Source organism: Ascidiaceihabitans sp. (assembly GCF_039986515.1).
Taxonomy (GTDB): domain Bacteria; phylum Pseudomonadota; class Alphaproteobacteria; order Rhodobacterales; family Rhodobacteraceae; genus Ascidiaceihabitans.
The window spans coordinates 369,966-383,410 of record NZ_JBDWQO010000015.1; the positions used below are offsets into that span (position 1 = coordinate 369,966).

General features: G+C 55.4%; 11 protein-coding genes. 4 read left to right on the plus strand and 7 right to left on the minus strand.

The annotated features are described in order from the left end of the window. The first annotated feature begins 33 nt into the window (after positions 1 to 33). From ABJL60_RS16395 to ABJL60_RS16405, 3 genes are all read left to right on the plus strand, one after another. Positions 34 to 735, plus strand: a complete 702-nt coding sequence (locus ABJL60_RS16395) for a glycosyltransferase family 25 protein (RefSeq protein ID WP_348375787.1) — start codon at positions 34 to 36, stop codon at positions 733 to 735. 230 nt (positions 736 to 965) lie between these two features. Beyond that, positions 966 to 2,405, plus strand: coding sequence for an aldehyde dehydrogenase family protein (locus tag ABJL60_RS16400; protein WP_348290955.1), 1,440 nt, complete (start codon positions 966 to 968; stop codon positions 2,403 to 2,405). A 79-nt stretch (positions 2,406 to 2,484) separates the two neighbouring features. Next, entirely contained in the window at positions 2,485 to 3,327 is an 843-nt protein-coding gene (locus tag ABJL60_RS16405) for an alpha-1,2-fucosyltransferase (protein WP_348375786.1), read from the plus strand. 9 nt (positions 3,328 to 3,336) lie between these two features. Here ABJL60_RS16405 and ABJL60_RS16410 read toward each other — a convergent pair whose 3' ends face one another. Both ABJL60_RS16410 and rarD read right to left on the minus strand, forming a co-directional pair. Continuing rightward, positions 3,337 to 3,987 carry an RluA family pseudouridine synthase gene (locus ABJL60_RS16410; RefSeq protein WP_348375798.1) on the minus strand — a complete coding sequence of 217 codons (651 nt, stop codon included), beginning with the start codon at positions 3,985 to 3,987 and terminating at the stop codon, positions 3,337 to 3,339. Positions 3,988 to 4,045: 58 nt separating this feature from the next. After that, positions 4,046 to 4,960, minus strand: coding sequence for an EamA family transporter RarD (gene rarD / locus ABJL60_RS16415; RefSeq protein ID WP_348375785.1), 915 nt, complete (start codon positions 4,958 to 4,960; stop codon positions 4,046 to 4,048). Positions 4,961 to 5,128: 168 nt separating this feature from the next. Here rarD and ABJL60_RS16420 point away from each other — a divergent pair, with 168 nt between their 5' ends. Next, positions 5,129 to 5,551, plus strand: a complete 423-nt coding sequence (locus ABJL60_RS16420; RefSeq protein WP_348375784.1) for a response regulator — start codon at positions 5,129 to 5,131, stop codon at positions 5,549 to 5,551. Between the two features lie 76 nt (positions 5,552 to 5,627). Here the strand turns inward: ABJL60_RS16420 and ABJL60_RS16425 are convergent, their stop codons facing one another. From ABJL60_RS16425 to ABJL60_RS16445, 5 genes are all read right to left on the minus strand, one after another. Further along, complete coding sequence (locus tag ABJL60_RS16425) at positions 5,628 to 8,087, minus strand: FAD-dependent oxidoreductase (RefSeq protein WP_348375783.1); 2,460 nt, start codon at positions 8,085 to 8,087, stop codon at positions 5,628 to 5,630. Positions 8,088 to 8,185: 98 nt separating this feature from the next. Continuing rightward, complete coding sequence (locus ABJL60_RS16430) at positions 8,186 to 9,172, minus strand: helix-turn-helix domain-containing protein (protein WP_348290963.1); 987 nt, start codon at positions 9,170 to 9,172, stop codon at positions 8,186 to 8,188. Further along, on the minus strand, positions 9,169 to 10,038 hold the full coding sequence (locus ABJL60_RS16435) for a homocysteine S-methyltransferase family protein (protein ID WP_348375782.1): 870 nt from the start codon (positions 10,036 to 10,038) through the stop codon (positions 9,169 to 9,171). The genes ABJL60_RS16430 and ABJL60_RS16435 overlap by 4 nt, the downstream gene beginning before the upstream one ends. Beyond that, positions 10,035 to 10,973 (minus strand): hypothetical protein, encoded by a 939-nt coding sequence (locus ABJL60_RS16440; protein ID WP_348375781.1) that lies wholly within the window; start codon positions 10,971 to 10,973, stop codon positions 10,035 to 10,037. Before ABJL60_RS16440 ends, ABJL60_RS16435 begins: the two co-directional genes overlap by 4 nt. Positions 10,974 to 10,996: 23 nt before the next feature. Next, entirely contained in the window at positions 10,997 to 13,444 is a 2,448-nt protein-coding gene (locus ABJL60_RS16445; protein ID WP_348375780.1) for an FAD-dependent oxidoreductase, read from the minus strand. Position 13,445: the final 1 nt, after the last annotated feature.

Sequence of the window (13,445 nt, forward strand, 5' to 3'; positions counted from 1 at the left end):
ATTGCTGCGCATAGAAGAAAACAGTATTGCTGCATGATGCAGTCTTTGATCATCCATATGGCCACCGCCCATGCCCGCAAGGCAAATGTAGAAACACTCTGCCAAACGTTGCCTGACGCACATGTTGTGGATGCGCAAAGCGGGGAAGAATGTGTGACGCGGCCCGGTGATCTTCACACGCCGAATTACCCTTTTGCCATGAACAAAGGGGAAATCGGATGCACACGAAGTCACCGTAAATGCTGGCAATGGATTGTAGATCAAGATGTGGAATATGCGCTGATCTGCGAGGATGACCTCAGCATCGACCACGCCATTTGGCAGCAAGCCATGGGGCTCGTGGCGCAATATGCCAATGCGGATAGCTTTATCAGATTGCCAGCCAAAGCGCGCGATAAACCCATCAAAAACATCGACACAAACGGCGCAGCGCGATTGTTCGTGCCAAAGACAATAGGGCTGCAAACCGTGTGTCAGGTTGTTGGAAAAAACGCAGCCAAAGCGCTGTTAAAGGCAACAGAGGAATTGGACCGGCCTGTGGACACGTTGTTGCAAATGCACTGGGTACACGGGCAAAAAATCCACACGATCTTCCCCAACGGGGTCAAGGAATTGACGCAGGAACTGGGCGGCTCAACAATCCAAAAGAAAACAATAACGGGACAAAAGCTGTCTCGCGAAATTAAACGGAAATGGTACCGATGGCTGGTCGGATCAAAGCCGCAAGAAGCCTGAAACACGTCTTCCTTTCGCGGCAAATACTTCGGGGGCGCCCGGCACGGGCGGGGGCAGAGCCCCTAAAGCAGGAAAACCCTTGCCAACGCTTCAACGATAGACAGGTGCCTGACCCAGCGCCATGACGCCACAACACCCTGTGCAATGACTTGCCCCCGTTTGGGCAAGGTGCGACAGTGTATGCCAAGCGGCCTCACCCCGAGGCAAACACAGATTTTGGGAGACAATCAATGTTGGAAAAACGCGCCTTTTACATCAACGGAGAATGGGTCGAAAGCCAGGGCGGTACAGATCATCACGTGATTAACCCCTCAACCGAAGAACCATGCGCCACAATCACTTTAGGCACGCAGGCCGATGCCGATGCTGCGGTGGCGGCAGCAAAAGCTGCCTTTCCGGCGTGGATGGCGACACCTGTTGAAGAACGGATCGCAATGGTGTCCAAACTCTGTGATATTTATGCAGAACGCGCAGAAGAGCTAGGCGAAGCCATGAGCCTTGAGATGGGCGCGCCGATCTCAATGTCTAAAACCTCGCAAGCAGGCGCAGGGTCATGGCATCTGCAAAATTTCATCAAAGCCGCCAAAAACTTTGAATTCAATCGTCCTTTGGGCGACCACGCGCCCGGCGACCGGATCATTTACGAACCTGTCGGTGTCGCCGCCCTCATCACGCCATGGAACTGGCCGATGAACCAGGTCACGCTGAAAGTCGGGGCTGCGGCGATTGCAGGGTGCACGATGGTATTGAAACCATCCGAAGAAAGCCCGCTGAACGCAGTCATCTTCACAGAAATGATGCACGAAGCCGGTTTCCCTGCAGGCGTTTATAACATGATCCAAGGCGATGGCGCGGGCGTGGGAACAGCCCTATCCGGACACCAAGACGTCGACATGGTCAGCTTCACCGGCTCTACACGCGCAGGCACGGCCATCTCCAAGAACGCAGCAGATACGCTGAAACGCGTACACTTGGAACTGGGCGGCAAGGGCGCAAATCTGATCTTTGACGACGCGGACGAAAAAGCCGTCAAGCGCGGTGTCTTGCACATGATGAACAACACAGGCCAGTCGTGTAACGCGCCCAGCCGTATGCTTGTGCAACGCGGCATCTACGATCAAGCCGTTGAAGAAGCCGCCGCTGTGGCAGAGAAAGTCACCGTTGGTCCTGCGTCAGAAGAAGGGCGCCACATCGGTCCCGTCGTGAACGAAGTCCAATGGGGCAAGATCCAGGCGTTGATCGAAAAGGGCATCGAAGAAGGCGCGAAACTGGTCGCGGGTGGTCCGGGTCGCCCCGACGGGATGAACCGCGGCTTTTACGTGCGTCCAACAGTATTCGCAGACGTGAACAACGACATGACGATTGCGCGCGAAGAAATCTTTGGGCCCGTATTGTCGATTATCCCCTTCGACACCGAAGAGGAAGCGGTGCAAATCGCCAACGACACCCCCTACGGGCTGACAAACTATGTGCAAACACAAGACAGCAACCGCGCCAATCGGTTGGCCACGCAATTGCGGTCCGGCATGGTGGAAATGAACGGCACATCACGTGCTGCGGGATCCCCCTTTGGCGGGATGAAGCAATCAGGCAACGGGCGCGAAGGCGGCGTTTGGGGGCTGGAAGACTTCCTTGAGGTCAAAGCCGTATCCGGTTGGGCCGCTGAGTGATCCTCAGCCTCGTAAGGTGCACTTAAGTGCACCTTACCCCCTATCCCAGACACACCACCTTAATGCACCGGAGTGACGGATGATCTACGCGCGATTGCATGGCCGCTTGGGCAATCAAATGTTCCAATACGCGGCCGCCCGCGCCTTGGCTGCACGGCTTGATGTTCCATTTTCCATCGACACACGCCGCGCCGAGCACAAAGGCGAAGGTGTTCTGACCCGCGTGTTCGATGTGGACTGGAGCACCCCCCAGCATCTCCCCCCTGCCCAACATGTCCGCCCCCTTGCATATTTTGCGTGGCGCGCCTTTGGGCAAAATCCAAAAATTTACCGCGAACAAAGCCTTGGGTACAACGCCGCTTTTGAAACCCTACCCGACAACACATATTTGCACGGCTATTGGCAGGCAGAGCAGTATTTCGCCCCTATTGCGAACGACATCCGCGCGGCCTTTGTACCACGCCATGCCATGAGCCCACAGAACGCCGATATGGCCGCCCGAATTGCATCCGGGCCGTCCATATCTCTACACGTCCGACGGGGGGATTATCTGACTGTCGGCGCACATGGCCTTTGCGACCAAGCTTACTACGAAGCAGCCTTGGCAAAGGTCGCAAAAGGCATCGATGCGCCCACGGTTTACGTCTTTTCTGATGATCCGGACTGGGCCAAAGACAACTTACCGTTGCCTTTTGAAAAGGTCGTCGTGGATTTCAACGGCCCCGATACCGATTACGAAGACCTCCGCCTGATGTCATTGTGCCAACACAACGTTCTTGCCAATTCGTCTTTCAGTTGGTGGGGCGCTTGGTTGAACCGCAACCCGGACAAACGCGTGGCGGGGCCAAAGGACTGGTTCAGCGACCCCAAGCTGAACAACCCAGACATTTTGCCCAAAGGCTGGTTGCGGATCAAAGCGTAAGGGCGGTCGTCAGAAAGGCGCATTTGCCCGTACCTTCATTGAATGCCCCGTTTGAGGATGATTGAAACGCAACTCTTCCGCATGCAGCATCATGCGCGGATAATTGTCGCGCACGGCACCATGAGCATAGAACGGATCACCTAAAATCGGATGCCCCAAGGCGAGCATATGGACACGCAACTGATGGGTCCGCCCCGTCAAAGGCGTCAATCGCACACGCGCGGTGTCATTTTCCGATTTGAGCACACGCCAATCGGTAACAGACGGTTTGCCGGTCTCATGACAGACCATTTGCAACGGCCGGTTTGGCCAATCCACAATCAATGGCAGATCAACTGTTCCGCTTTTCGCGGACGGCACCCCATGCACCCGTGCGACGTAGGTTTTCTTTGTTTTGCGGTCTTGAAACTGCACGGACAAAACGCGCTGCGCATGCGGCGTCAGCCCAAATACCATAACGCCTGAGGTGTCCCTGTCCAAACGATGCACCAACAAGGCATCGGGGAACGCAACCTGCAAGCGTGTGATCAGACAGTCCGCCAAATGTGCGCCCCGACCTGGCACAGACAATAGGCCCGCAGGCTTGTCGACAACGACGATGTCAGCGTCTTCGTGCAGAATGACCAACGGTCCATCGGGCGGGTTATATTCAGTTTGCATGGTGTTGGATGTTTCAGATGTAAGGTGGGTTTTCAACCCACCACACCGTCCGGCCCAATCAGCGACGCATCTGGCGAAACATGGACACGGAATAAATCAGCAGGGCAGCCCAGATCATGGGAAACGCGATCATGCGTGCCGTGCCAAAGTCTTCCTTGAAGACCACAACAGCACAAAGCGCGATCATAGTGGGGGCAATGTACTGCATGATCGCGATGGTCGTCAGGCGCAAACCCTTCGCTCCGTTCGCATAAAACAGCAACGGAACCGCTGTCACCACACCACATCCCATCAGCAACCACGTGTCAGGCATCGCTGTGAAAGTAAAATGGCTGTTGCCTTGCGTGGCCAGCCACATGACATATCCCAAAGCGGGCACGATCAAGATCAGCACCTCTAGCAGAAAGCCCTGATTTGGACCAATGGGCAGTTGTTTTTTGCACAACGCATAAAACCCCCATGACACCGTCAGTCCAATAGCAACCCAAGGGACGGCGCCGTTCTGATACGCCAGATAGGACACGGCGGCAGCGGCCAACCCCACCGCCACGATTTGCGCCCGCGTCAGACGTTCGCCCAGTAATATAGCCCCCAACGCGACGCTAAAAAGCGGGTTGATGTAGTACCCAAGGGCGGCATCCAAAGCCCGATCCGTTGCAATCGCCCAGACATAAAGTCCCCAATTGACGGTGATCAGCGCAGCAGACACACACCCCATGGCCAAGGTACGCGGGCTTAAAATAGCAGCACGCACGTCGCGGGTTCGGCCCAGCAGAACAAGCAAAGCCCCTGCAATCGGCAAGGACCAGATGACGCGATGCGCAACAACTTCCGCCGGCGGCACATGAGACACCAACTTCATGTAAAGAGGTAAAAATCCCCACATGACATAGGCGCCCAACGCAAAGCCAAATCCGACAAGCGTATCCCCGGACGAAGGTCTTTTAGCGTCTGGCACGGCAGTCTCCTTCATTGAAGCCTTATCCGTACCAGCGAAACGCGCAGTGTCCATAGGCGACCACAAATGGATTCATGTTAGCTTAGATTTTAAATTCAATTCCTTTGCTTACCTTGGGGGCACTTCATCCAATCTTGATAGGTTCCGCGTAAGAGGTACTAGCGATTTTACAGAAGGTTTGGCATGAGAAAAAATATACTTGTCGTTGATGACGACGCCTTTTTCAGACGAATGATGATCAAAACGCTTTTTGCACTTGATGCCGAATTTACGTTTTGTGTCGATGGCCCCGAATGCCTTGAGGTGATTGAATCCAACCTGTTCGACTATGATCTTATTTTGATGGATGTGCACATGACCGACATGCTGGGATCCGAGGCCACCGGACGCATTCGCGCGATGTCAGGAAACCCACTACGCCGTGTCCCGATTGTTGCCTTAACCGGTGACGCCACATGGTGTGATGCGGAACGTTGTGCGGGTGCGGGGTTTACAGGCTACATGGCGAAACCAAACGATCTGCAAACGCTTTATGATGATATAGATACGTTGATCACTGCCGTCACAGATGATCCCATCACCACAAAAGCAGTCCATCTGAACTAGCAGCACGCTTCACGTCCTGAACCCCGGACGAAAACGAGGCAGCAACATCATTGCTGCCTACTGTCGCGCCCGAAGGTCAGACTTTGACGCGCTCTGATTTCGGATCGTAAAACGGCTTCAACTGCGCCTCAGCTTTCACCTTCACACCCATGATGTCGATCTCGAATGTGCTGTCCAGCAATTGCGCCACGCTTTCGCCTTTGCACGGCACATAGCCCATCCCGATAGCAGCACCCAGATGATGCCCGTATCCGCCCGAAGACAAATATCCGACGTATTCGCCATTCCGCAGGATTGGTTCGTTGTGATACAAAAGCGGTTCTGGATCTGTCAGTTTGAATTGCACCAGACGTTGTTCCAAACCGGTTTCACGCTTTTTCAAAACCGCGTCTCGCCCGATAAAGTCGGGCTTGTCGGTTTTCACCGCAAAACCCAAACCCGCTTCCAACACATGATCCTCGGATGTAATGTCATGTCCGAAATGGCGGAACCCTTTTTCCATGCGGCATGTGTCCATCATATGCATACCGCACAGGCGCATATCGAAATCGGATCCCGCGTCCGCCAAAGTTTCAAAGACATGACCACACATGTCGGAAGGCACGTAAATCTCCCAACCCAATTCGCCCACGTAGGTGACGCGGTGCACACGCGCCAGCCCCATACCGATTTCGATCTCTTGTGCTGTGCCAAAGGGATTCACATCGTTTGAAAAGTCGTTAGGGGAAACTGCCTGCAGCAGTTCGCGCGATCGGGGCCCCATAATGGCCAGCACCCCTTCACCTGCCGTCACGTCGGTGATGACAACGCTGAAGTTGCCCTGATTGCGGCGCATCCAGGTTTGGTCTGCCAGCCGCGTCGCAGCTGGTGTGACAACCAGATAGCAGTTTTCCTCGATGCGGGTGACAGTCACATCCGCTTCGATGCCAGCCTTGGAATTCAGGAATTGCGTGTACACGATTTTGCCCACAGGCACATCGTAATCACCGCCACCAATATAGTTCATAAAGGCCAAGGCGTCCGGTCCCTCGACGCGGATTTTTCCAAACGACGACATGTCGTACATGCCCACATTCTGGCGCACAGCCATGTGTTCTTGCGCGACGTTGTCAAAGAAGTTTTGACGCTGCCAGCTGTATTCATATTTTGGTTCTTGGCCGTCGTTGGCAAACCAGTTCGCGCGTTCCCAGCCCGCCAGTTCACCCATGACAGCCCCGCGGTCCAGCAAATATGTGTGGAACGGAGTGCGCCGCACGCCACGCGCAGTCGCCTTTTGGCGGAACGGGAAGTGGTCGGCGTATAGCAGACCCAGCGTTTCTTTGGATCGCGCCTCAAGGTAGCGCTTGTTTCCTTGAAACGGCTGCATACGGTTGATGTCAACGTCCCCCAAATCGAAGGGCTTCTCGCCTGTGTCCATCCACGCAGCCAAGGCCATACCCGCGCCGCCAGCAGATTGAATGCCGATGGAATTAAAGCCCGCCGCGACCCAGACGTTGTCCATCTCAGGTGCAAGGCCAAGGTGATAGGCATCATCTGGTGTGAAGCTTTCAGGCCCGTTAAAGAACGTGTGGATGCCCGCTTCGGCCAACATTGGCATGCGCTCAACAGCGGCTTCCAAGATCGGTTCAAAGTGATCAAAATCTTCAGGCAACTGATCGAATTCAAAGTCCTTCGGGATACCGTCTACGGCCCAAGGTTTAGCGTTCGGTTCAAACGCGCCCAACAACATCTTGCCCGCGTCTTCTTTGTAGTAGGCACATTCATCCGGCACCCGCAGCACCGGCAATTGCGTCAGCCCGTCGATGGCTTCGGTGACGATGTAGAAGTGTTCACAGGCCTGCAGCGGCACGTTCACGCCAGCCATGCGCCCCACTTCGTGTCCCCACATGCCACCGCAGTTCACAACCATGTCGGCTGCGATATGGCCGGTGTTTCCGTCACTGTCTTCCCAATCCACACCCGTCGCACGGCGGCCTTCTTTGGTGATGTTTGTGACAGCAACGCGTTCTTTGACCAGCCCACCCCGCTGACGGGCGCCTTTGGCCAAAGCCAACGCAATGTTGGCTGGATCACCTTGGCCGTCCAGCGGCAGGTAGACCGCACCTTTGATGCCTTCCAGATTGATATGCGGGTACAGTTCTTGCACACGCTCGTTCGAAATTTCCTCGACCTCAACACCGAAGGCCCGCGCCATGCCGGCTTGGCGGTAAATTTCTTCGCGTCGTTCGTCTGTCAAAGCGACCGTGATAGACCCAACGCGTTTGAACCCCGTCGCCACGCCCGTTTCTTCTTCGAGTGTGCCGTACAATTCTTGAGAGTACTTTGCCAATTTGGTCATGTTCGCCGTCGCACGCAGCTGCGCGATAAGACCCGCGGCATGCCAAGTTGTGCCAGACGTCAATTGCTTGCGTTCCAACAGCACAACGTCGTTCCACCCCAATTTGGTCAGGTGGTAGGCCACGGAACACCCAATCACTCCACCGCCAACAATGACGACACGGGCTTTTTCGGGCAGTTCAGATTTGGATGCAGACATGGGTTTTGACCTTTGAAAGAGTATCTTTTTTTCCCGTGTGGCACAGTTACAGCGCACCAAGCCCATCAAAAGCGTCACTTATGACGATTTTGATGTAATTATCTCACATGGCCCGCAGCCTGTTTTTTCTGGCGAATGGCTGTGGGCGTCACCCCGAAGAAACTGCGGTACAAACTTGAGAACCCGTTCGGAAAGCCGCAAGCCAGCCCGATTTCCCGAATGGTCATCGTCGTATTCAGCAGCAGGTTATTGGCCCAGTTCAAACGCAATTCACGGTAGTAGGTGTTTGGTGTCGTATTCAAGCGACGGTGAAAGCGGCGCTCCAAAGACCGCGACGACAATCCAACACGTGCCACCAATTCGGCAATAGGAAGCGGTTCTTCCATATGTGCCTGCATCAATTCGATGCATTGGTCCAGCTCGCGGTCGCCCGTGATTGTCAGCCGTTTGCCCCCGAACGGTTGCAACGTTTTGAAATCGCGTATCTTTTCGTGCAATAAAATATCGGCAACTGTCATTACACCGGCCGCAGACATGTGGTTGCCCACCAGGCTTAACGTCAAATCCACCGCAGCCCCCATTCCGGCACAGGTCACGATCCGTCCGTCATCCACAGCCAAAGCATAGGTGCCTTCACCACTTGGGTCGCCCCGCTCGTGTAGAACCGCACGGTTTTCCCAATGTGTGGTATGTGCCGCAGACCCCGTGGGATGTTCCGATATGTACCGGCTTGCGGCCTCGGACATCAGCACCACCTTCGCTTTGCGGTACGTGTAGGCCGCTATGACAGACCCAAGTGACAGCTCTGGCGCATCGGCATTCGAATTGCCAATCACAAACAGATATTCTGCCTCAGAGCGGAGTGTGATCGCTCCGGTTTGTGTACCCAGACCGGACCGCGACGCCACGTACCCCCCGTGGCGCGATAAAAATCGCCACGTGAACAAGGCGCCCGGGTTGATCCGGTTTGCCATACGCAAAACTTCCACAACGCCGGACAACTCCACCAGCACAAAGCCTTCCGCAAGGATAATATCCACGCACCATGGCGTCGCTTTGGTGACGATGGGTGCGGGCTTTGTCACGCAGGAAGACCTTTGAAACGTTTCGACAATTCCGCGATATGTGCCGGTCCGACCTCGCAGCAGCCCCCAAGCAACGTGGCCCCTTTCGCAACCCAAATCGCGGCATGGTCAGCGTAGGCTTCCGGGCCAAGATCGCGCCGCGCTGTCAACGCGTCGACAGTAGGCTTCGTTTTCAAAAACCCATCCGAGATTTTCTCAAAACCATTGGCGTAGGCACCGAATGGCAATGTGCCATGGGACAGCACGTCCATTGCCGCCGGGATCACCTCGGGGGTTGAGCAATTCACCAAAATCGCTGATGCACCTTGTTGGGCGACCGCCATTGCATCTGCCAGTGGTTCACCGGACCGCAGCTTTGTGCCATCACTGTCGTCTACCGTCATCGCAAGCCACACTGGTACATCGGTCCGCAAAGCGGCTTTCAGAATGCTGCGCGCATGTGCAACAGACGAAACCGTTTCACCGATCAACAAATCACATTCGGGCGCCAGAATATCGGCAATTTCATTGTAGATGCTTGCGGCCACATTATCGGCAGGATGCAAATCGGGGCGGTATGACGCCCCTATCGGCCCCATGGACCCCGCGATGCGTTTGGCCCCGCTGTCTTTTGCCTCCTGAATGGCCAACTTGTACAGCTCTTCAAACTGTCCCTCGTGCGGCGTGCCCACAAGGCGGTCACGCAAGATTGCGTAGGTGTTTGTGGTCGTAATATCTGCACCTGCATCTGCAAAATCGCGGTGCACCTCTGCCACCAAACCGGGCCGATCGATCATCACCTGCGTCGACCACAGTGGCGTCGGTGCGTCCGTGCTGCGCCGGATCAGTTCCTGCCCCATCCCGCCATCTAAAACAGTTATCGTCATATCGCCGCCTCGCTTCGCATTTTGATCACGCTCAGCACAGAGCGGTGGAAATCCTGTAAAAACACTTCGCCCCAAAGGGACAAGTAGCCATTTAGCGGGGTCGTCACGGAATAGTTGGTCTGTAGCGTCAAAAGCGTGTCGCCATTTGGCAATGCCGTCAATTCGTAGAACCCTGAGTGCAAATTCACCAAGTCCCCTTGCGGGTCCACATGTGGATCCATAGCATACATCGTGGATTTTTCGTTGAACACAAAATCCCATGACAGGCTTTTGTGCTGCGTGATCCCGGTCAGATGTTCCTGAAACCGCATGCCCCCAGACCAACGCAGTTGCCGGATCGTGCCATCCACAACGGCATTGATGGGCAGTGGCGTGCCAAGAATGTTGTGCGAGAAAGTCCAGATGCGTTCTTGGTCCGTGATCGCTTCGATTTCGTAGGTGTGGGCCCAAACCGTTTCCACAGGCGCCGCGATTTGAATTTCCGTCACCACCTGCATCTGCGCTTCGGGGAAGGTGATTTGCCCAAAAACAGGCACGGCCAGCAGCGGCAACAGCAGAACCGACACATGCAGCGTCGCGTTGTCAGATGCCACCAACGCACGACGCAAAGCGGCCCGCATCACGAACTGCCCCAGCATCATCAATCCGATGAACACCGGTGCCAGAATGACCACACAAATGAGCGTTTCAAGCTGCGCAATCAGCAACGCCACACACAGTAGAGCAATAGGAATCAACCCCAATCCCAAAATGCGCACCAACCCGCTTTCGTTGCGTGGGTCCAGAACCAAACTGGCTGCAGTACCATAAAGGAAAGGGAACACCGTCAGCATCACCAACGTCACCGCTGTAATAAACGTGGCCCACTGCACCAGGATCAACAACGCGTAGAACAGACCACAATAGGCAAAGGCAAAGCACAACCTGACAGCCATGCTTTGCTTTTGGACCCATCCCATCATGCGCGGATGCGGTCGTTTTCGGGGTCCCAAAGCGGTTGATCAGGCTGCACAACTGCCTTGCAGCGTGCCCCAAAGATTTCTACCTCAAGCTCTGTGCCCGGTTCGGCCAGTTCGGCGTTGACCACGCCCAAGGCCACGGACTTGTTGATCCGGAACCCCCAATCGCCTGACGTGGTTTCCCCAACCACCTCGTCCCCATTCCAGATCGTCGACATGTAGGGCGCATCCGCATATGGCGCATCCACTGTCAGCGTCACAAACATCTTCTTGGACCCTGCCTGCTTTTCAGCCTGCAACGCAGCTTTGCCCGGGAAATCCTGTTCCTTGTTCAGGCGCATAAAGCGTTCCAATCCACCCTCGAGCAGGCTGTAGTCGGTAGACAAATCACCCTTCCACGCGCGGTAGCCTTTTTCGATGCGCATCGAGTTCAGCGCATACATGCCGAAAGGCTGCGCACCTGCCGCCAGAACCGCGTCATACAACGCAGGGATGTCCGCGTTCAGGGCGTGGATTTCCCAACCCAGTTCGCCCGCAAAGGACACACGTGCTAACATGCAATCGGTGCCTGCGACGGTCGCCTTTTGAATGGACAACCAAGTAGACGCCAAATCGGCATCGGTGCCCATCGCCTCGAACGCTTCACGCGCTTTCAGGCCCGTGACGATCAATGTCGAGTATTCCGTTGTGTGATCCGTCAGGCTTAGACCCGCAGGCAGGTCGTTGTTCAACACGTCAAAGTCGTGCCACTGCGCGATGGCGGCTGTGATCAGGGTAAAGTCGTCCTCGCCGTGCCGCATGATCGACATTTCAGTCAGGATCCGGCCACGGCTGTCGGGGAAGTACCCCAGCGTCATACGACCTGCCTTGGGCAAGGCACCCGCGATCTTGGTCCGCAAATACTCTGCCGCGCCTTCGCCGTTCAGCTTGAAACGCGAGAATCCGGGCAGGTCAAGAACGCCAACGCCGTCGCGCACCGCTTCGACCTCTTGCTGCACGCGGATTTTCCAGGGCCCTTCGCGGCCCCATGTTTGCGTGCTTTCCTCAGAGGTGTCGTCGCCATCCTTTGCAAACCAGTTGGCGCGTTCCCAGCCATTGAAGGCCCCCATCTGCCCGCCTTGCGCACGGATTTTGGCATCAATCGGCGACAGCTTCTTGTCGCGCCCTGCGGGCCAATCGTGGTGCGGGAAGTGCATGGCGTATTCGTGGCCATAGGTTTCCAGTGCCTTGGACAGGCAGTGATCGTGGTCGGTGTAATCGGTGTAACGACGCGGATCGACAGCCCACATGTCCAATTCAGTTTCACCGTGCATGATCCATTCCGACAGCACCTTGCCCGCGCCGCCGCCTTGGGCGATGCCAAAGGTAAAGCTGTGGCATTCATAGGCGTTTTTCACACCCGGCATCGGGCCAATCATCGGCAAGCCATCGGGGGCGTAGGGAATTGGACCGTTGATGTTGCGACCGATCCCAGCGGTGCCAAGGGCAGGAACACGTTCCATTGCATCTTCGATATAATATTCCAGACGCTCAAGATCGTCAGGATATAGCTGGAAGGAAAAGTCCTGTGGCATCGGGTCTTCGGGCGTCACCCAATGGGCCTTACAATTGCGCTCGTAGGGTCCCAGATTCAGCCCGTTTTTATCCTGACGCAAATAGTAGCTGACGTCGACATCACGGATGATCGGCAATTTGTGGCCTTTTTCCTTGGTCCAAGCGGCCACTTCAGCAATTTCCTCGGTCAGGAAATACTGATGCGACATGACCACCATAGGGACAGTGCGCCCACCAAATGGCTTGAACATCTCGCCCACACGTTGGGCATAATATCCCGCAGCGTTCACCACTTTTTCGCAACGGATATCGCCTTTTTCGGTTTTGACGATCCATTCGTCTCCATCGCGGTCCAAACCAATGATGGGGCAGAAACGTTCGATATGACCGCCCGCATCACGTGCGCCTTTCGCAAGGGCTTGGGTCAGCTGCGCCGGATCGATGTCGCCGTCCAGTGGGTCCCACATACCGCCTGCCAGCGCGTGGGTTTCCATAAACGGATGGTATTCTTTCAACTCGTCAGGCGTCAGAATGTCCATTTGCAGGCCTTGGTAGCGGCCCATTCCAGCCACGCGTTCAAACTCTTGCATGCGCTCTTTTGTATGTGCCAAACGCACCGACCCCGTGACGTGATAGTTCATGGGATAGTCGACGTCTTTGCCAAGCGTCCGGTAAAGTTCCGCTGAATACCGCTGCATGTTCATGATTGCCCAAGAGCCCGCAAAGTTCGGCACGTTGCCTGCCGCGTGCCATGTGGAACCCGCTGTCAGTTCGTTCTTTTCCAAAAGAACGCAATCTTTCCAGCCCGCTTTTGCCAGATGGTACAAAGTGGATGTACCGACCACACCACCGCCGATGATGACCACACGGGCCGTTGTTGGAAAATCGCTCATT